The following is a 20,473-nucleotide window of genomic DNA, read 5'->3' as shown; positions in this document are numbered from 1 at the left end:
CAAGCCTATCACCTATCAATTTCTTATTCACCTTCCCCTCTTATTCACAATTTGTAAAACTCCAACGCTCCTCTAAAGTACTACATCTACTCTCTATATTCGACAACCTTTCGTTAATAAAAATATAAAAAGATTTATCTTTACGTAAATTTCTATTTGACTATATGCTAATATCATGCTTAAAATGAGATCAATATGAAACGTTTTCCACACTATGGTTTGTATAAACTTAAAACAAATCCATTTCTATTTGTGAGAAACGTTTTTTTAGTAGTTGTATTGTAAGCGTTTCACATTTTTTCTGCACCACCGCAATTTCTAATCACTAGAATCGGAGGATCATGAATTTGAGGAAAACAACTCGTAAACTAACCGCTTCACTTCTTGCACTCACTCTGCTAGTACCTGCACCACTTATTTCAGCGGCTTCTGCAAGCGATTCAAAAGCCACCGTACAATCCACGCAACAACAGACTGTCGATTATATGGGTCACTGGGCACAGAAGGATTTTCAATCCTGGGTAGATAAGGGTTTAATTTCAGGCTATGGCAAAGGAATATACAAACCGAACCAGGAGATCACCCGTGCGGAATGGGTCACATTAATTAACCGGGTCTTTAATTTGCAGGAAAAATCCGAAATCAGCTTCACGGATGTGTTGGAAGCGGGCTCACATTACAAGGATATCCAGAAAGCAGTAGCTGCAGGATATGTATCAGGATATGACGACGGTTCCTTCCGACCCCAACAGGTAGTAAGTCGTCAAGAAGCCGCAGTAATGCTGCACAGACTATTCCAGCTTAATGCTTCCGCGAATACCTCTGCTCCGAAAGATGTTGAAGATTTACCTTCTTGGAGCCAAGAAGCTGTATTATCTTTATTTGGTGAAGGTTATTTGAATGGTTATAGTGACGGCAGTTTTAAAGGCGCAAAGGCAGTAACAAGAGCAGAAGCTCTTCGTATGATTGAAAAGTTAGCCGGGGAAATCACTTCAAAGAGCGGGAGCTATACAGGGATTACCACTCAGAATATGGTTATCAGTAGCCCGGGTGTTGAATTGAACAACTCCACTATCTCCGGAAACCTGTACCTTACCGAAGGTATTGCAGAAGGCGACATTACGCTGAATAACATCACTGTAAAAGGAAAAGTATACGTGTTCGGCGGCGGAGAGAATAGTATTGTATTCAACAATTCTAATGTTGCCGACATGGTCGTAGATAAGCGTAACGGCAAACTCCGCATCGTTACTAAAGGATCGAGTGTCATACCGAGTGTACGTGTACATTCCGGTGTAACGCTTGAGGAAGATAGTACTTTAACGGGCGCAGGCTTCGGCCGGGTTATTATCGAGAATACGCTCCCGAACGATTCAATCATCACGTTAAGAGGGAACTTTGATTCCGCCGAGGTACAAGCGTTGGGAGTGCCTACATTACATCTAGCTGCAGGCAGTATTGCTGAAGTTACACTGAAGCAATTAGCTAAGCTGCGTGTAGAGGCAAGTACAGAAATCAAGAATCTCATCCTTGGCATAAACGATATGATTACTATCCAAGGTACCGGGAAAGTTGGCTTTGACAGTAGATTCAGCCACCTAATCAAATTTGAAACGCCTACTCCGACAGCTACGGCAACCATAGGTACAGGTGGATCAGGTTCTGGCGGATCGGACGGCGGCGCAGTTACTACACCATCTCCGACAGCAACACCTACTCCGGGAGCTACGGCACCAACACTCACCAATGTTTCAGTACATGATCCCTCCGTAGTCGTAGACAAAGGTACGTATTATGTGTTCGGGTCTCACATCGATGCAGCCAAATCAAACGATTTGATGAACTGGACTCATTTCACAAACGGCTATACAACACCGGGCAACGTACTCTTTGGTGATCTTTCCGCGAATCTGGCAGAATCCTTTAAATGGGCTGGAGAAAACGATTCTGACAGTAAAGACGGGTTCTCCATATGGGCTCCGGACGTTTTCTATAATGAGGATTATAAGAATGCAGACGGAACAACTGGCGCTTATATGATGTATTACAGTGCTTCTTCCACTTACATCCGCTCAGCGATTGGCTTTGCCACTTCGCAAAATATCGAGGGTCCTTACACCTATGGGAATACCGTAATCTATTCCGGTTTCACCAAGGACGAGGATTACGATACTAACAGCAAAATCAATAAAAAATGGACAAACACTAATATTCAGAAGCTTATTGATAACGGAACATTAGAAGGTTTCAACCCCGATTGGTTTGATGCAGGCGGCTCTTATAAGAATAAAACATATACAAACGCGATTGACCCTACCTTGTTCTACGATAAAGATGGCAAGCTATGGATGACTTATGGATCATGGTCAGGCGGCATATTTATTCTGGAAATCGATCCAGCTACCGGCGAGCCTAAATATCCAGGCAAAGATAGCAAAACTGCTGATGGACGTTTAATTGACCGCTATTTCGGAACCCATATTTCCGGCGGGATGACCAAATCAGGTGAAGGACCTTATATCGCTTATGATAAGAATACCGGTTATTACTATTTGTATGTGACTTATGGAGGACTGGCATCCGACGGTGGTTACAACATGCGTCAGTTCCGATCAACGAATCCGGACGGCCCTTATGTGGATGCTGCCGGACAAAGTGCAGTGCTCACAACGAGCAATGACCATTCAGCGGTCGGCAACAAAGTCCTCGGAAACTTCATGTTCACAAATTTGAATAGCGACCCTGACTTCCAAACCTACGGTTATGTAGCATCAGGTCATAATTCAGTGAATTACGACGAAGAGACCGGTAAAATCTTTAACTTCTTCCATACTCGTTTCCCGCAGCGCGGTGAAACACATGAGCTTCGTGTGCATCAAATGTTCACGAATGAAGACGGCTGGCCAGTCACTTCCGCTCACCGTTACACAGGTGAAACTATCACAGCTGTTAAGCAGGAAGATGTTGTTGGAGCCTATCAGTTTGTGAATCACGGGAAAGACACTTCCGCTAAAATCAAATCTACAACAGATATCGAACTGCGCAGTGATGGCACCATTACAGGATCTGTAACAGGTACTTGGGAGCTAAAAGGAGAGTATTACGCTGACCTACTGCTCAATGAAACTGAAAACGGAGCTGCCGTACAAAATCTCTACAAAGGTGTATTTGTGAAGCAATGGGATTCCTCCCGCCAAAGCAATGTTATGACTTTCACAGCAATGTCCAACAAGGGCGTTACTGTCTGGGGCAGCCAAATTGAACTGCTCAGCACTGAACAAATTGTATCCAATATTAAAGATAGTTTAAGCTTGGGCAACACAAGTAAAGTATACAAGGATCTTACACTCCCAACTGAGGCCGTAAGAGGAACAGTTATTACATGGTCATCTTCCAATACAGACGTAGTAGAAAACGATGGTTCAGTTACTCGTCCAGAAAAAGGACTCGGAAATGCAACGGTTGAGCTTACTGCTACGATTACACTGGGTGAATCTACTGCAACGAAGACCTTTACTATCGTTGTAATGGAACTGACCGGCAATATGCTGGAAGACGGTTTGGTGGCCGCGTATGATTTTGAAGGAGATCTTTCAGAGAACGGAGATCGTACTGATAAGGGTACAATTACCGGCAATCGGATTAACAATACGGGTGGTAACATCACCTACGATACGGGTGAAGAAGGCCTTGCAGCCAAATTCGACGGTAACTCCGGTGTTCGTCTACCGAACGGTTTGATTAAAGGCAACACCTATACAATAGGCATGTGGCTTAACCCACAAGAATTGACGCAATTCACCACTGCTTTCTTTGGTGCTACAACAGATACCAATTGGATCAGCCTCTTGCCTTATGGAAACGGCGGAGCTACAACTCGGATGTGGTTTGGTAGCCAAACCTTCCATGATGCAGAAGCAGGCATGCAAATTCCAGTTAACCAATGGTCCCACATAGCTTTCACTTACGATGCTGGAGCTGTGAAACTGTATGTTAACGGAGAATTGAAGTACACAGGAAAAGGATTTACGGATGTTTTTGATAGCGAGGATGCAGTGTTCTCCCTAGGTGTAAACTATTGGGATATCCCATACAAAGGTTTGATCGATAGCCTGCGGATCTACGAAAGTGCACTTTCCGCAGAAGCTGTAGACTTGCTAGTACACGGTCAGCCCGACAGTAATGTTAAAATAAGTACGATAACCATAACGGAGCCTGAAAAAGCACTGGAATTAGGAAATAGCTTTACACCTCAAGTAAAAGTACTGCCTACCCATGCCGGAAATAAGAAACTAACCTGGAGTTCTAGTGACTCCAACGTAGTTTCAGTTGATGCTTTAAGCGGAACGGTAACAGCGCTTACGGTCGGTGGCGAAGCAGTGATTACGGCCACCGCGACTGATGGAAGTGGTGTTACTGCTGATTATAAGGTAAAAGTTACGGATGGTAGAGTAGCCTATTTTGCTTTTGATGGAAACCTTGATGACTCCCTCCAATTGGTTGGTACTGGGCAGGTTACGGGAATTAAAATCGAAGCTCCCACTGTAGGTAACATCACTTACGGTAACGGTATCTCTAATCAAGCAGCGCTATTTGACGGTGTTTCGGGTATCCGGTTGCCTGATGGATTAATTGACAGTGATACTTACACAGTATCTATGTGGCTCAACCCTGAGCAGCTCACAAAAGCAACAACAACCTTCTTCGGTGCTGCTTCGATAAATAGCTGGATCAGTTTTGTACCACAGAACAGTGATGGTATAACACTGTTGTGGTCAGGTCAGGCTTGGTACGATGCTCTTACAGGTATGACTATCCCAGAAAAACAATGGACACATGTAGCGTTTACAGTCAAAAACGGTACAGTTAAGGTTTATATCAACGGAGTTGAGAAATTTTCCGGCGAGGATTTTCCTAATGTATTTAGAAATAAGAATGGTGTATTCGCTCTTGGCGTAAACTATTGGGATGTACCCTATAAGGGAATGATTGATGAACTGAAGATTTACAGCAGAGCACTCAAATCAGACGAAATACTGACAGAGTATAACTCGAATGTAAATTAAGAGAATCATCATCTGAAAAGAGAGCGGAGCCTCAGGCTCCGTTCTTTTTTCTCGAATCACGCTATCAATTATGAAAGAGCCTTCAGAAATTTTCTCCCTTTCGTATTGTAAAACAAGTATTTAAATAATATAATCATTAACTATACGTCTTGAAAAAAACGATAATTTGACCTTTGTTATTAATAAACTACTTAATTTCTTAATCATCAGCGCGTAACCATAAATTTAAAATAGGAGGCCATCTATGAAACTTGACCTGTCGGAAGAATCTCTTCCCGTCTACGAAGCTTTAGCCAGCTCAGTGCGTCTACATCTGTTGCGTTTGCTTGCCGAGAATCCTATGAATGTCAAGGAATTGGCCGCAGCGGTAAATTTGAGCAGCGCCATTATGACTATGCATGTCCGCAAGCTGGAAGCTGCAGGACTAATCCAGACACATATGGCACCTGGACGAAGTGGTCTGCAAAAGATCTGTACACTAGCTGCTGAAAGTACCGAAATCACCTTTCCGGGCAGACAAATCAATGAGCGCAAAAGCTACCGCAAGGAAATTCCTGTTGGACATTATTCCGACTTCCTGATTGAGCCTACCTGCGGTCTAGCAACTACGGAGCAAGTGATTGGCAGCTTTGATGACCCCCGTTATTTCTGGGATCTCGAGCGTATGAATGCTGGTATTCTTTGGTTCGGCAAAGGATATATCGAATATAAAATTCCTAACTTTCTCCTCTCCAGTCAACAGCCAGAGGAACTAATTATTACGATGGAGATTGCTTCCGAAGCGCCCTCCATTAATAATAATTGGCCCTCCGATATCACTTTCACACTGAACGGAGTGAAGCTCGGATTCTGGACAAGTCCCGGTGATTACGGAGACAGACGCGGCAAATACACACCGGCTTGGTGGCCAGCACTCACGAACCAATACGGCCTACTTAAACAACTGCGCGTAACACCTAAAGGTACATTTATGGATGGTCTGAAACTCTCTGACGTTACACTGGATCAAGTGAACATCCGTAACAAGCAGTGGACCTTCAAGCTTTCTGTCGATGAGGATGCCGAGCATATTGGCGGCATTACCCTTTTTGGCAAAGGCTTTGGCAACTATAATGACGATTTAATCGTTGAGCTGTTCTATACAGATGCCTAAGAAGAAACGGTTATCGTCTCTTAAAGAGGATAACTGTTTCTTGAATAATATAAGACATTAACGATAGCGTGAATTTCTTATATTTCACGAATAAAGCCGCATTCATCTCTCCTTGGAGAGTCGAATGCGGCTATTATTTTACCTTATATCATGTTAAATGAAGGATCCCCATAATCCGCCACCGGGCAGTGGACAGCTGCGTTCCCTAAGCTTAGCTACAACGGGAATAATGCAGCCACAAGCGACGCAAGTCACGCCCTCATGCAGCTTAGGACAAGTCCTGCAAAGAGCAACTCGTTCAGCATAAACTTCATCCGGAACACAAAGCTCTGTCTTAAACATGCTTGATGACAAAATACGCTCGATCTGTGCTTCGGTAACCTTATAATCGTCTCGACACCCCTTGCATGCAGATGTTGTTGACATGATAACACCACCTTATGCCTTTGGCTTAATCTCCAGCACAGTTACTGACATTGGAGCCAGCTCTACATTAAGAAGATCACCTTCAAGTGTAAAGGCTGTAAAAGCCTCCGGTACGACTGCATCTGGCTGACTAAATGTATTATGAGCATCTATCTTGTCACCAACGAGCGTAGTGCCGGTCACTTCAACCTTCTGCCCGGAAAGACCTCGTAGCTCTAGGGGTACAGTAGCTGAGGCAGCGTGATTCAAGTTGCAAAGACTGACATGAATGATTCCAGCGTCTGTTACAGAAGCTGAGGCAGACACTTCAGGAATCTCGCGGCCCTCAAAGCTGTAAGTTCCACTATCGATTGCTAAATCCAACAACTCAGCATCCTGATGGACTTTAAACATATTGAATACATGATAGGTAGGCGTTAGCAGCATTTTTTCTCCTTCGGTTAAAATCACCGCTTGAAGCACGTTAATGGTCTGAGCAATATTTGCCATCCGTACCCGATCACTGTGTTTATGGAAGATATTCAGTGTCACACCAGCTACTAGGGCATCCCGAATCGAATTCTGCTGATATAGAAATCCTGGGTTCGTACCCGGCTCAACATCATACCAAGTTCCCCATTCGTCAACGATAAGGCCTACTCGTTTATCCGGGTCATATTTATCCATAATAACGCCATGCTTAGTAATCAGCTCATCCATGCGAAGTGCCTTTTCTAAGGTGCTAAACCATTCACTAGTTTCAAAGCCTGTTGCTACCCCTTTATTCTCCCATGCTGGACCAGGAATCGTATAATAATGAAGGGTAATCGAGTCCATAAAGCGTGTAGCTTCACGCATTAAAACTTCCATCCAGTGATAATCATCCACGTTAGGACCACAAGCGATCCGGTGAATACGATTGTCCCCGTAATTACGTACATACGTCTGATATTGGCGATAAAGATCTGCATAATATTCTGGACGCATATTCCCGCCGCAGCCCCAGTTCTCATTACCAACGCCAAAATAAGTCACACTCCAAGGCTCTTGATGTCCATTCTGCTGGCGAAGCTCAGACATTGGTGAAACACCGCCAAAGGTTAAGTACTCCACCCATTCGGACATCTCTTGAACCGTACCACTTCCCACATTACCATTGATATAAGGTTCACATTCCAGCATCTCACATAATTCCATGAATTCATGCGTACCAAAATGGTTGTTCTCAACCGTGCCGCCCCAATGCGTATTGATCATCCGCTTACGGGCTTCGCGATCACCAATACCATCTTTCCAATGATATTCATCCGCGAAACATCCACCCGGCCAGCGAAGCACTGGAATCTGAATTTCTTTAAGCGCTTTCACAACATCATTACGAATACCATTAGTGTTAGGAATCGGTGAATCTTCTCCAACCCAAATACCTTCATAAATACAACGTCCTAGATGCTCAGAGAAATGTCCATAAATATTTTTGTTTATTGTGCCTTTGCGAATGTCTGTGTTAAGTATTGCGCGCTCTGCCATAAATAAGTACCGCCCTTCAACATTTATATTTTCATTAACTAATTAATAATTATACAAACATTATAGAGCGGTCCTCCGCGATCCGTCAATCTCCAATATCAATATTCACTATTCTTTATCAATAGGCTTGTTTATCTTGTCTTCATAATAATCAAATACAAGCTGCTGTTGCGTACCTCTTACCCCGTAAAATACGTCGGAGATCCGTTTCCCCTTCCGTCTTAACTCATTCTCCAGCCATTCTTTGGTCAGACCATTATTCTCAAGATTTTCTTCAATGAGGACGCCATCCATAATTAACTCTACGGGAAAGCTCTGAGAGACCGAAGAAAGCTTCAAATCTTTTCGGGTAACATATTGATACTCTTGTTTCTTTAAGACGGATACCATTCCGTTATCTTCTAATACGGCGTACTCTACTACCTCTAAATTAAAAATTTCTTTTTCCCTCAGCGCCTGTGCCAAGGAATCCAGTGAATACCTTACCTTTTTCATATTTTTTTCAAGAATTTTCCCATTTTCGATAAGTACCGTGGGTGAACCCGATATCCAGCTTCGCATTCTACGACTCTTTATAGCGATGACTGATAGCAGAAAAGATGTAGCTGTAATAACAACAAGCGCCACGATCATATATGATGATTGTAGATCTTTATTAAAAGCCAAGTTCGCCGCAAGCGATCCCAATATAATACCTGTTACGAAATCATGAAACGTCAAATTAGAAATCGTTTGTTTACCCAATATTTTAGCTATCAATAACAGCATGATCATCGCTACTACTGTACGAAGTACAATATCCAGATGTGCTTGCATCACTCAACCCCCTACCTCTCCTTTCCCATTATTTACAGACGCAGTAGAAATGAAACATCACTACAATTGAAGTAATCATTGTACAGAAAGATTCATACCGGTAGGCTTTCGGAGATTTCTATAACCGTCAAAAGGGCTCTGGAATGGTTCTACTGAACCGTCCCAAAGCCCTGGCTTCGAACTCTTACTTTTCATTCTTGATTTCAAGCAGATTATGCAGAACCATTGCACCTTCAGCTCGGGTTGCTGAGCCTCCCGGATCGAAGTTCCGGTCACTCCGGCCCTGGATGAGTCCAAGGACTTGGGCGGTAATGATTGATTCACGGGCCCATGAGGCAGCCGTACTCAAATCACCGAATTGGATTACAGGCTTTGATTCCACCTTTTCCCCGTTGACATATTCGTAGGCCCGCATCACCATGACCGCCATCTCTTGGCGGGAAATAAGAGCTTCTGGAGCGAAGCGAGTCTCGCTCACCCCATGGACGATCCCCGCCTCTACAGCCTGCGCCACTTCCTCCGCATACCACTGATCCGCAGATACATCCGTAAATACTGTAGATGATTTTACTTCAAGACCCAGCAAACAGGTTAGCATGGCTGTAAATTCCGCACGGGTCACTGACCGATTCGGATCGAATTTCCGAAGCCCAACGCCTTGAATCAGATGTTTAGCGGACACCTTTTCCAGTCTCCAAAAAAGGCTCGATGACAAGCTTCGTCGCGTTAGCCGGCATAGTTAGAAGTACTTGCTGCAAACTCCAGTCCTGTGTGCCTGTTATTTTAGGAGAGGAAGGCCCATCTCCCACTTTGGCAGTATTGTAATATTGTGTTCTAAAGTAAGCTCCCTGCCCAGTGACATTGTCCGTCTTCAGCCAGACTTTAAGTCTGTAGGATTTACCGGGGATAACCGAAGTTACCCCCTGATTGATGGAAATCCTGCTTGTCGCAAAGGCATCGAATAGCATGGACCGGGTTCCTTCATGCGCAGTGCCAACGTCTATCTTGATATTTGCAGTTTTATTCGTTCCTTTTCCGCTACCAGTAGGTACCCATAAGCTCCAGCCCACCGGAGCAGAGTCTGTAACCCCTGTCCAGGTGGAGTCCAGGGTTGTCGTTGAATTCTCAAAACTTCCGTTAAGCATAAGATTTGATGCAGCCGCAGATGCCCTGCTGTCCGAGTGATAAAAAACTCCCGCACAGGAAGAAAAAAGATCAACAATGAGAACTAATACTAAAAACAGACTTGGTTTTCGCATTTGTTCACCCCAATCTTAGAATAGGTTAAAGCTAAAAATATCTACAATATATCTTCCTGTACAAAATTCAGCACGGCATCGTCGACAGCTGAAGTTTTTCCCAGATCCGGAAGATTCACAAGTTCAATTTCGCAAGTCTCCGCACAGCCGTGCAGCTCCAAAAGAACAAGTTCATTACGCCCTTTGCGCAGCAATGGACCGGGAATATATAGGGCCCTTTGTGGTCCTGCGTTCCAGTAGCGGCCCAGATTAAAGCCGTTGATCCAGGCAACCCCTTTATTCCATCCATCGAACCGTAGAAAAGTATCGCCAATTTCCTCCACATCAAAGCAGCCCCGGTAGAATCCGGGCAAACCCGAAAGTGCCGCAGCTTCTTGCTTCTCCACCGTCTGCTCCTTGTACTCAAGTGAAGCCAGCGTTCCCGGTTCTAACGGAAGTGTACGGATCGTCCAGTTATATTGCAGTTGATTATCGATTCGAACCCCGTCCAGAATTCCTTTCGGATCACGAATGAGCGGTCCATAGTTGATCCGACCCATATTCTCGACGAGAATATCCAGCTTCGCTCCCCCTGCAGGAATAGAAATTTCCAGTGGCTGCGGATTCCAGCGTTCAATTACCCCAAGCAGCTGCCCATCTAGGAAGACCTGCGCCCGATCCCGCACACCTTCGATGTGAAGCTTCTGCCTGGACCGCGGTCCCTTTACAAAAGTACTGTACACTATAAAGCCATAGGATTGTCCGAGCTTCTCCATCGGCTGAACATATACACTGTTCACCGGTTCGGATAACTTATCCAGATTGGAAGCTGTGAACAGTTCCGCCCTTTCCGTCAAGGCAACTTTTCCATAGGAGATCTTCGGAATCGGCTCAGGGAGTGAACAAGTCGGGGCAAATCCATGCTTGCCAAGTACCGACCGGACAGCTTCAAATTTTGCCGTCGTATCTCCCCATTCCGTGAGTGGAGCATCATAGTCATAGCTTGTAGTCGTCGGCTCGTAGCCGACGATATGATTCGCCCCATTATAGAAGCCAAAATTGGTTCCGCCATGGAACATGTACATATTTAGTGAGGAGCCATGCGTTAGGATATCATCCAGAACGCCAGCTACATCTTCGGCATCACGTACATGATGATCCTCCATCCAGTGATCGAACCAGCCGTTCCAATATTCCATCACCATCAGAGGTTCATCAGAGCGGTACTCCCTATATTTGCGGAAAGACTCCTCTGTACTAGAACCAAAATTGACTGTTGCATGCACATCCTCCAACGTTCCGCCGAGCAACATCTCATCCGTTGGCCCGTCAGAAGTAAAGAGCAGTACATCTACCCCTCTGCTGACCAATCCATTACGCATATATCTCAAGTAGTTACTGTCATTTCCATAACTTCCATATTCATTCTCTACCTGGACGGCCAGAATCGGCCCACCATATGTGGAGAGCAGCGGAACCAGCCGAGGAATTAGCTCATCGTAATACCGATCCACTTTACTTAAATAAAGAGGGTCACAGCAGCGAAGCAGAATTTCCCCGTAAGCCAGCAGCCAGCCCGGCAGGCCTCCGAACTCCCATTCCGCACAAATGAATGGACTCGGTCTGACAATCACATGAAGCCCAACCTCTCCAGCCAGTTCGATAAAAGAGACAACATCGGCCATGCCATCAAATACGAACTCCCCTTCCTTAGGTTCATGCATATTCCAGGCGATGTAGGTCTCTACGGTATTAAATCCGCAGGCTTTCAATTTCAGCAGCCGGTCTTTCCAGTATTCAGGCACAACCCGAAAGTAATGAATCGCTCCCGATACAATCCGGTAAGGCTGTCCGTCCAGCAAATATTGTCCGTTGTTCCAGGTGAGCAGGCTCATAATCGACAACCTCCTTTTTTAACATTCATTTATTCTAACGTTTCTCCACAGTGGTAAACGGCAATCCGTCTGATCTCGGGATTTGCGGAAGCTTCTGTCACCCGTAGTCGTAATTTCTCTGCACATACTGGAGGGAAAGCGTCGATTTTCTTATGGCCAATCGCACTGCCGCGCTTCAGCTCCAACCACTCCCCGCTGCTGTAAGCTTCCAGCACATATCCTCCCACCCGCTCGCCGTAAGCGATGTCCTCCATAATCTCGGCGTGGTCAATCACAGCAGCCGTTGGCAGCTCCAGCTCAATAAGATCTCCAGTGCCAGCTGTTACCGCCAGAGCCTCGCCGAATCTACGCTGGATCTCCTTACCGAATTCCAGCAGACGCTGCACATCGGCCTCCGGAAACAGCCCGCGGTTATCAGGGGCTACATTGAGCAGCAAAGTCGCCCCATGTCCGACCGAACGATAATAAATGTCCATTAGCTGTTCTAGGGACAGCAGCAAATGCTCTTCCTCAGGATGCCAGAACCAGCGGTCTTTACGGATGGGCACATCACATTCCGCAGGCACCCAGCTTGGCGTTCCGGGAAGCCAATTTAGCGATGCTTCACTGAACATGCTCCCCCGTGCGGAATTTGCAGTGTTCCAGCATGGATAAGGAGCAAGGCCATCCTCATTGCCAACCCAGCGAATGGTTGGCGCTCCCATATTAAACACCATAGCCCCTGGCTGATGGAGCTTAATCAGATCCATAATCCGCCGCCAATCATAATTCCGGCCTTCAGATCCTGCACCGTCAAACCAAATCTCCGTAAGCGGACCATATCCCGTAAGCAATTCCTGCAATTGCAGGGCATAGAAATCATCGTACGCTTGCGGATCCGCATAACACGGCTCATGTCTGTCCCATGGAGACAAATAAATGCCAAAGCCGACCCCAAGGTCCCGGCAAGCTTCTGAGCACTCTTTGACGACATCGCCGCGTCCTTCTTTCCACGGACTGGAAGCCACAGAATAGGTGCTTGTCGCAGTCGGCCACAGGCAGAATCCGTCATGATGCTTAGCTGTCAGTATAAAATAACGGAAACCGGCTTCTTTAGCTGTACTAACCCATTGGCGGGCATCTAGTTGAAGCGGATTGAAAACCGCAGGTGAATCACTGCCCTCTCCCCATTCCTGATCGCAAAACGTATTGATGCCAAAATGGCAGAACATCCCCAGCTCCAGGTCTTGCCAGGCCATCTGCTCTCTGGAAGGCAGCGCTGCCAGCTCTTCCGGCTTGTTCTGTGAAGATATGCTTTCCATCATTTCTGAACTCTCCCGTGTGTTTGTGTAGGCTCCCTTGTAAAAAAGGGCTTTGGAAAGCCGGTTGATGACCTTCCAAAGCCCCGTCCACAACTTGGGATACCTCGCTTATTGCCTATTTATTTGATGACGCCTTTTTCGTTGATAATTTTCGTTGCTTCATCAACCATCCATTGCTGAACTTTATCAATCGATTCATTGCCGAGCATAAATCTACTGAAGCCGTCATCGATAATTTTGGTCAACTCGGAAGTTGCTGTAGTCATCACCTGTGCACCGTCGAGGAACTGAATTTCGCTATCGAAGAGTGTATATTTGAGTGAATCCATATCATACATATCTTCTTTTCCAGCAACCAATTTAGTCAGTAGAGCCTCATTGTCAGCTTTTTTATAGCCGGAGAATTCCAGTCTGTTATCACTAACAGCCGTTGACATAAATCTCATCAGTTTAAAGGAAGCTTCTTTGTTCTTCGAAGTTGCCCCCATCGCCAGCATGTTGCCGCTTGTGAAGTATTTGCCTTCGTATTCTTTCGGTTCCGATCCTGCCGGAGGCACCGGCACTGGGGCAAAGGCTGTCTTGAATTTATGCGGATACTGCTCGGTGTTACCCGGATCAGCAATCGTCCAGTTACCAGCCAGGATCATAGCGGCTTCTTCATTGAAGAATTCCGTGCGGTAATTGAGCTTAGCAGCTAAAGCGTCCGCATAGGATTTCGCGGATTTATCAGCAGACTCCATATCTTTGCGCAGCTGGAAGAAATATTTGTAGGTTGGATCCGCGAAAATGGTTGTTCCGTCATCATACACGAACGGATCTTTCATCATCGTTTGGGCCGGAGCGTTCATGTACAGCTCCCAAGTGTGGAAGTATGTGCCGTAACGTTTGTCCACGCCTTCACCTTTGGTCAGTTTTTTAGCATAGTCGCGGTAGTCATCCCATGTCCAGCCAAAAGTAGGAACAGGCAACCCAACTTCATCCAGCGCGTCCTTGTTTAGCATCACATAGTTGCTGCTCTTCGTGTATTGCATCCCATAATATTTGCTATCGACCTTAGCGTTCACATAATATTCATCCTCGGGAACGAGGTTATCCTTGTCATAGAATTCATTCAGCGGGGCAAGTGCTCCACGGGTTGCCCGTTCAAGCACGCCGCCAAGACTAGGCACCTGAACAACGTCAATCGCTTCACCGGAAGAAATCAGGAAGTCGAGTTTTTTCAACATTTCTACGGAATCCCCTGGAACGAGTGTCACATGCTCTACCTTGATGTCCGGGTTCTGATCCATAAATTCCTGCAGCATGGCATCGGTGCCTACCGATTGAGCTTCATTGTCCCAGTTGTAATACTTGATGGCGACCTGCTTGTCCGCCTTAACATTTCCTGCATTTGCACTTGCGTCAGCACTGCCATTCTCCGCCGTATTGCCGGAATTACCACAAGCGCTTAGCGTTAAGGAAACCGCCAGCATGGAGCCTAATACAACGGATAATCTCTTTTTGCTCTTTGTTTTCATTTTTACTTCCCCCCGCACTGAATTTTAAGTATAGTGCCTTGTTCATTTCTTATTATAGGCATCCGCTTTACTGGCCAAGTGCACAATTTTGCTGTTGTAGGATCACATTTTTGACTTTTACTATCTATCACACATCCGCAGGTCAGCCCTTAACTCCGCCAAGCGAGATTCCATTAATGACTTGCTTCTGCAAGGCAATGAACACAATGACGAGCGGTATGATCGCCGAAACAGCCGCCGTCATCATAATCGCATAGTTGTTCGAATAATCGTCCCGGAACAGTGTCATACCGAGTGGGATAGTGTACAAATTCTTATTTAGTAAGAAGATCAACGGATTCTGGTAATCATTCCAGGTCCAGATAAATTTGATGATTGCCACCGTAGCGAGCACCGGTTTACAAAGCGGAATAATGATAGACCAGAATATCCGCAAATGGCCTGCACCGTCAATTCGTGCCGCTTCAATATATTCGTCGCTGACACCTATCATAAATTGCCGCAGCAGGAACGTGAAGTAGATGGAGAACATACTCATTAATATGATTGCCGCATGGGTATCGTAGAGGCCGAACCAGCGAATCAGCAGAAAACGCGGAATCAGTGTGGCCTGATCAGGAATAATCATGAACGACAGCAGTGCCAGAAACACCATATTCCGTCCTTTGAACTTGATTTTGGTCAAGGCGTACGCCGACATAGATGAAATGATAAGTGTAATTAAGGTTGTTATAATCGCAACTTTAAAGGAATTTAAATAAAAATGAGAAAAAGGTACTCGTCCCATCCAAACCATCTTGAAATTATACGCTACATTGATTTTCTCGGGAATCCATTGGATCGGGAAGCGCATTACATCTTTCTCATATTTAAAGGCTGCGGAAATCATCCAGATTAGCGGAATAAGAAATACAATGGACAAAGCCCCCATGATACCGGTAGTGATCACTCTGGACATATTTTTTCTAATCAATTGCATGTTAATCTCCCCCCTTTATTCTTCATTTCTCATTTTCCAAGTAGCTGCGGTGATCAAGCCTATGACGGCGAATAGCAGCCAGGAAATTGCAGAAGCGTAACCCATGTTGTAATATTTGAACCCTTCCTCATAGATCCTGAACACAAGCACGGTAGAAGAATTATTCGGGCCACCTTCGGTCAAAAAGGCGATGATGTCGAACACCTTAAACGAGCCAATCAGCATAGTGATAAGCAAGAAGAACGTGGTTGGACGCAACATCGGAACCGTGATGGCAAAGAATTTTTTCAGTGCGCTGGCTCCGTCTATTTCGGCGGCTTCGTAGATTTCATCTGAAATATTCGTCAAACCGGCCATATAGATAATAATGGTATAGCCCAGACTCGCCCAGGAACTGATAATAGCAATCGATAACAGCGAGGTCTTTGGATCCACCAGCCATTTCGGAGGACTGGAAATTCCAAGCTCCATCAAGAACTGATTGATCGGTCCTAGGGACGGATGGAACAATGCGCTCCATACAGCAGCAATCGCAATAATTGAAGAAATATAAGGGATAAAAAAGGCCACTTTGAAATAATTTTTGAGAAATACACTGTTTTGAATCAATGCCGCCAGCACCAAAGCAATCGCAATCGGTATCGGCACGGTCATAATCATATAAATGGCATTGTTCTTCAAAGCTTGAATGATGCTCGGATCATGGAACATTTTGATATAGTTATCCAATCCGATAAACTCGATCCCTTGAACCCCCGACAATAGATCCCATTTCGAGAAGCTTAAATAAAGTGAGAATCCAAGTGCAAATACATTAAGAAAAAGCATTCCGACAATTTCCGGAGCTAGAAACAGCCACCCGGTCAAAGCCTCTTTCCGCTGCGGAGTCCAGAACTTCCGCTTCTCCTGCAGAATTTTTGGCACAGGTTGTTTTGCAGCCTCCACGTTGTATCACCTCGACAATTTGATTTGTCATTATAGTAATATATCCGCCTTCCGCATGAAGGAGTGATTATGACCCGAGATGTGCAAGATTTTGACCTTTGTCCGTAGGCAAGCTAAAGTGCCTTCGGCGTCCTTTTAAGGACGCTAAGCATTTATGCAAGAATTATAAGGATAATGTATAGCGTGAAACTTATACATTATCCTTATAATTCAACAAAAAAAACCCGCCCTAGATGGGCGGGATCTAATCGGCAGGTTAAAAATTACGCTCTCAGCGTACCGAGTGTTTGGATTTATACTCGCTCGGCGTTGTTCCCACATATTTTTTAAACACTTTTGAAAAATAGGTTCTGTCCGAATATCCCAGACCGACGGCTAGCGATTCCAGGTTCTGGCTGGATATTTTCAGCATTTTGGTCGCAACCTTCATCTTGTGCTGATGTACATAGTCCGTAAAGGTCAGACCTGTCATGCGCTTGAAATAACGCGAGAAATAGCTCGGGTCCAGAAAGAGATAACGTGCCATATCGATTGAAGTGATATTATCGCCAAGATGCTGATCGATAAATTGCTGAATAAGCTGCAGCTTCGGCTCCTGCGGGGGAGCTCCTGCCACCTGCTGCTTGCTGCCTGTAATCTGCACCAGCTTTCTTTCCACCAGTTCCATCGTATCCTCCAGTGTGCGGGTTTGCACGAGATAGACGAACAGATCCTCATCGAACGTTAGGCTAGTGAACATCAGCTCGATACCACGGAGCATAAAGGATAAATCCCGGACGAAATCGCCCGGATGGATAGCCATTACTTTTGCAGTCTTAGCGATTTCCTGAAGAGTGCCACGGATGGCTTCAAGATCATTTTTAATCACGGCCCGTTCCATCTGCGGGATATAACTATCCAGAAATCCTTGAGGAGCAGGCTGGAAGCGAGGGGTAGCGATTTGCAGAGTATCCAGAACTGTGTATTCCGCACTCGCATAGAACTCGCACTTGTCCTGGACAATTTGCCGATGAATCTGTCCAATCGCCTGCAGCTCTATTTTCTCAGTGACTGCGATGATGCCCGGTTGAATCTTAAGGAGATGGGAGCACTCGGAACACAATCGCTGTAAATAATCATGAAAATAAAGACTGGCATTCTGCGCCAGATTCACACGGTAATTATACAGAATTACAATATTCTTCTGTTCCAAAAAAGGCGTAATCCCCTCACACGCTTCAGACAGCTCTAGGGCTATATTGTAGATGGCATATAAAATAAGTGGATACTCGCTCTGCTTGTACCGCTTCTCGAAACTGGAAAAGTGAATGCTGACCGTGCCCAGCATGAACCACGGGTACGTCCAGGATATGCCGATTTGCGCCGCATATGCTAGCGTGGTTTCGGGCGGGGCGCCGCCAATCACCCTTTGCAGCAGATTCTGCCGGAATAACTGGCTGTTGTAACCCGTCTCCCCATGTTTGATTAACCCGATCTTCGATTTAAGCAAGCGTACGGACTTGGCAAGGCTTTTCTCCAGTTGTTCATCCGTTAGCTGGTCCTTGATTAAATAGTCATCCACCTTCAGCTTTACCGCTTGCTGAGCGTAATGGAAATCCTCATGACAGGTCAGGAAAATAATTCTGACCTCTGGCTTCATCCGGGTAAAGTAATCAGCCAGCTCAATCCCGTTCTTTTGCGGCAAGCCAATATCCGTGATCACGATGTCGGGCTGTACTTCCTCGAACATTAATAACGCCTTGGCACTGGAATAGGTGCTGCCGACAATCTGCAAGCTATGTGCTTCCCAGTCAATCATCTGCTGAAGCACCTTGAGCATAGGAACATCATCATCTATGAGCATCACTTTATACATCAATATCCCTCTCTCTCCGACAGATTAACCTGATGATTGCCTTGCGGCAAATACAGAGAAACGGACACCCCACCCTGCGGCAAATTATGCAGCGACAAGCGGGTATCCTGACCATAGGTCAGCCTCAGCCTTTGAACCACGTTAATTAAACCGACCCTTTGATAAGTTCCATCCTGTTCATCGCCCTTGTACATTAACCTGCGGTTCAATCCCGCCAAAACTTCTGCCCCCGCACCGCAGCCATTATCTTCAACTTCAATCAGAATCCCATCAGGGATCGTTCGTGAACGAACGACAATACGCGGTGCCGGGTGGTCAACTAGACCGTGAACGATGGCATTCTCTACGAGTGGCTGCAGAATCAGCTTAGGGACGATGAGCTTCTCTGTATCCGCTTCCAGATCGACCTCCAGTTCAAGAGGGATTTCGTTGCGGATCTTCATGATGTCAATATAATGGCCGAGCAGTTTACATTCTTCCCGCAAGGTAGCCGGTTCATTGACCTTTAGATACGCCCGGAGCAGACTCATTAGCGAATCAATGATTCCGCTGTGGAGCTTATCTTTAGCCAAAATAAGGCTACATTTGATTGAATTCAGGGTGTTGATCAAAAAGTGGGGACGAATCTGCATAAACAGCGCTTCCAGCTCCATCACTCGCTTCTGTTCCTGCTCCAGCTCGATGTCGTGAATCAATCCTTGCAGTTGGTCCAGCATAGTATTCAACGTCTGCCCAAGCTCAGCGATTTCATCCTTGCCCTTGACCTCCAGCCTGACATCAAGATTCCCCATCCCGAACTGGCGAACAACGCGCTGCAGCTTCATGATCGGACTATGCAATCTTTTGGCAATCAACATAGAGGTGGCCGAAAAGACAATGAACAAAAGAAGCACCAAGCCAATACCACTATAAAAAGTTCGCGAAATCTGGCCCGACCATTCTTTTTCCGAAGCTTCATAGACCAGCTGCCAATTAGATTTGTCGATGGCTCTGGCCGTTCGTACGCTTCCTCTCGCTTCCTTACCTTCTGGAGCTAGTTCTGTGTTCCCAGCAATCAGGCCGCCTCCGGAATCAAACAACGCAACCTTTCCAAATTCAACCGGTCCAAGCAGCTTGTTGAAATAGGCCTCGGGAATGGAGATGAGAAGCACGGATACCTGGCGTTTCTCCCGGCTGTCATAGATTACTCTGGCAATATAGTAGCTGCTGCTTTTGCCTGAACCGCTGTCAGCCATCCCTAGCCATTGCAAGGTCTCCGGTTCGTGAATATTGACACGGCCCATCAGTTTGTCCATGTTGGCATTAATCACGGATAAATTCTCAGTCCCAGAGGAGATCACAAAGTGCTTCCGGTTAACCAAATACATGCGAATGTTATTATTTAGCGGCTTAGAGTTGATGAGCGAAAATACATCCTGAATTTGCGTAAAATGTACGTAATCCTGATAGGTGTTCAGCCGCTCGGTATCTGCAAAGACCTTCAGATTGGCGCGAAAATTGGTATCGTTTACAATAAAATGCGATGCAAATGTCACATCATCAATGGTCTTGTTTAGTTCGTCAATCATAACGTTCAGGAAGTTATCGTTGCTGAGCTGTAGCTTTTCTACCATCGTATCCCGAATTAGCACAAAGGAGATGATCGATACTGCAATCAGCGGGATAAAAATCAGCAAAAGAAATGATGCCTGGATACGTCTATAGTAAGTGAATTTGAACATGTTTTCTCCGCGCCTCTCTCATGCTCTTTTCTTGTATTCTATCAGCCCGTTA

General features: G+C 45.6%; 14 protein-coding genes. 2 read left to right on the top strand and 12 right to left on the bottom strand.

Features of this window, described 5'->3' with window-relative positions:
- Positions 1 to 347 precede the first annotated feature (347 nt).
- Both R50345_RS30705 and R50345_RS07680 read left to right on the top strand, forming a co-directional pair.
- Positions 348 to 5,066 (top strand): LamG-like jellyroll fold domain-containing protein, encoded by a 4,719-nt coding sequence (locus R50345_RS30705; RefSeq protein ID WP_197069757.1) that lies wholly within the window; start codon positions 348 to 350, stop codon positions 5,064 to 5,066.
- Positions 5,067 to 5,310: 244 nt separating this feature from the next.
- Entirely contained in the window at positions 5,311 to 6,219 is a 909-nt protein-coding gene (locus tag R50345_RS07680) for an ArsR/SmtB family transcription factor (RefSeq protein ID WP_042125436.1), read from the top strand.
- Between the two features lie 153 nt (positions 6,220 to 6,372).
- Here R50345_RS07680 and R50345_RS30700 read toward each other — a convergent pair whose 3' ends face one another.
- The 12 genes from R50345_RS30700 to R50345_RS07620 form a co-directional block, all read right to left on the bottom strand.
- Positions 6,373 to 6,645, bottom strand: a complete 273-nt coding sequence (locus R50345_RS30700; RefSeq protein ID WP_042125434.1) for a DUF6171 family protein — start codon at positions 6,643 to 6,645, stop codon at positions 6,373 to 6,375.
- 12 nt (positions 6,646 to 6,657) lie between these two features.
- On the bottom strand, positions 6,658 to 8,154 hold the full coding sequence (locus R50345_RS07670; RefSeq protein WP_042125432.1) for an alpha-N-arabinofuranosidase: 1,497 nt from the start codon (positions 8,152 to 8,154) through the stop codon (positions 6,658 to 6,660).
- A gap of 108 nt (positions 8,155 to 8,262) precedes the next feature.
- Positions 8,263 to 8,970, bottom strand: coding sequence for a DUF421 domain-containing protein (locus R50345_RS07665; RefSeq protein ID WP_042125430.1), 708 nt, complete (start codon positions 8,968 to 8,970; stop codon positions 8,263 to 8,265).
- A gap of 184 nt (positions 8,971 to 9,154) precedes the next feature.
- Positions 9,155 to 9,652 carry an S-layer homology domain-containing protein gene (locus R50345_RS07660; RefSeq protein ID WP_042125429.1) on the bottom strand — a complete coding sequence of 166 codons (498 nt, stop codon included), beginning with the start codon at positions 9,650 to 9,652 and terminating at the stop codon, positions 9,155 to 9,157.
- Positions 9,642 to 10,229, bottom strand: coding sequence for a carbohydrate binding domain-containing protein (locus R50345_RS07655; protein ID WP_042125427.1), 588 nt, complete (start codon positions 10,227 to 10,229; stop codon positions 9,642 to 9,644). Before R50345_RS07655 ends, R50345_RS07660 begins: the two co-directional genes overlap by 11 nt.
- Before the next feature lie 41 nt (positions 10,230 to 10,270).
- Positions 10,271 to 12,103, bottom strand: coding sequence for a glycoside hydrolase family 35 protein (locus tag R50345_RS07650; protein WP_042125425.1), 1,833 nt, complete (start codon positions 12,101 to 12,103; stop codon positions 10,271 to 10,273).
- Between the two features lie 29 nt (positions 12,104 to 12,132).
- The gene (locus tag R50345_RS07645; RefSeq protein WP_231574071.1) at positions 12,133 to 13,407 is read right to left on the bottom strand and encodes an alpha-L-fucosidase; all 1,275 of its coding nucleotides are present in this window, start codon (positions 13,405 to 13,407) and stop codon (positions 12,133 to 12,135) included.
- 116 nt (positions 13,408 to 13,523) lie between these two features.
- The gene (locus R50345_RS07640; protein ID WP_042125423.1) at positions 13,524 to 14,921 is read right to left on the bottom strand and encodes an ABC transporter substrate-binding protein; all 1,398 of its coding nucleotides are present in this window, start codon (positions 14,919 to 14,921) and stop codon (positions 13,524 to 13,526) included.
- A gap of 142 nt (positions 14,922 to 15,063) precedes the next feature.
- Positions 15,064 to 15,900 (bottom strand): carbohydrate ABC transporter permease, encoded by an 837-nt coding sequence (locus tag R50345_RS07635; protein WP_042125421.1) that lies wholly within the window; start codon positions 15,898 to 15,900, stop codon positions 15,064 to 15,066.
- A 15-nt stretch (positions 15,901 to 15,915) separates the two neighbouring features.
- Positions 15,916 to 16,845, bottom strand: coding sequence for a carbohydrate ABC transporter permease (locus tag R50345_RS07630; protein ID WP_042125419.1), 930 nt, complete (start codon positions 16,843 to 16,845; stop codon positions 15,916 to 15,918).
- A 271-nt stretch (positions 16,846 to 17,116) separates the two neighbouring features.
- Positions 17,117 to 18,700, bottom strand: a complete 1,584-nt coding sequence (locus R50345_RS07625; RefSeq protein ID WP_042125417.1) for a response regulator transcription factor — start codon at positions 18,698 to 18,700, stop codon at positions 17,117 to 17,119.
- On the bottom strand, positions 18,700 to 20,421 hold the full coding sequence (locus tag R50345_RS07620; RefSeq protein WP_042125415.1) for a sensor histidine kinase: 1,722 nt from the start codon (positions 20,419 to 20,421) through the stop codon (positions 18,700 to 18,702). Before R50345_RS07620 ends, R50345_RS07625 begins: the two co-directional genes overlap by 1 nt.
- Between the last annotated feature and the right edge of the window lie 52 nt (positions 20,422 to 20,473).

Source organism: Paenibacillus sp. FSL R5-0345, assembly GCF_000758585.1.
Lineage (GTDB): Bacteria > Bacillota > Bacilli > Paenibacillales > Paenibacillaceae > Paenibacillus_AQ.
The sequence above is the reverse complement of the archived record's forward strand: the minus strand, read 5'-3'. Positions and strand labels throughout refer to the sequence as shown.

Excerpts from the sequence above, each read along its gene's own strand:
- R50345_RS07680 (WP_042125436.1), top strand. The coding sequence starts at position 5,311 with ATGAAACTTGACCTGTCGGAAGAATCTCTTCCCGTCTACGAAGCTTTA.
- R50345_RS30700 (WP_042125434.1), bottom strand. The coding sequence starts at position 6,645 with ATGTCAACAACATCTGCATGCAAGGGGTGTCGAGACGATTATAAGGTT.
- R50345_RS07670 (WP_042125432.1), bottom strand. The coding sequence starts at position 8,154 with ATGGCAGAGCGCGCAATACTTAACACAGACATTCGCAAAGGCACAATA.
- R50345_RS07665 (WP_042125430.1), bottom strand. The coding sequence starts at position 8,970 with ATGCAAGCACATCTGGATATTGTACTTCGTACAGTAGTAGCGATGATC.
- R50345_RS07655 (WP_042125427.1), bottom strand. The coding sequence starts at position 10,229 with ATGCGAAAACCAAGTCTGTTTTTAGTATTAGTTCTCATTGTTGATCTT.
- R50345_RS07650 (WP_042125425.1), bottom strand. The coding sequence starts at position 12,103 with ATGAGCCTGCTCACCTGGAACAACGGACAATATTTGCTGGACGGACAG.
- R50345_RS07645 (WP_231574071.1), bottom strand. The coding sequence starts at position 13,407 with ATGATGGAAAGCATATCTTCACAGAACAAGCCGGAAGAGCTGGCAGCG.
- R50345_RS07640 (WP_042125423.1), bottom strand. The coding sequence starts at position 14,921 with ATGAAAACAAAGAGCAAAAAGAGATTATCCGTTGTATTAGGCTCCATG.
- R50345_RS07635 (WP_042125421.1), bottom strand. The coding sequence starts at position 15,900 with ATGCAATTGATTAGAAAAAATATGTCCAGAGTGATCACTACCGGTATC.
- R50345_RS07625 (WP_042125417.1), bottom strand. The coding sequence starts at position 18,700 with ATGTATAAAGTGATGCTCATAGATGATGATGTTCCTATGCTCAAGGTG.
- R50345_RS07620 (WP_042125415.1), bottom strand. The coding sequence starts at position 20,421 with ATGTTCAAATTCACTTACTATAGACGTATCCAGGCATCATTTCTTTTG.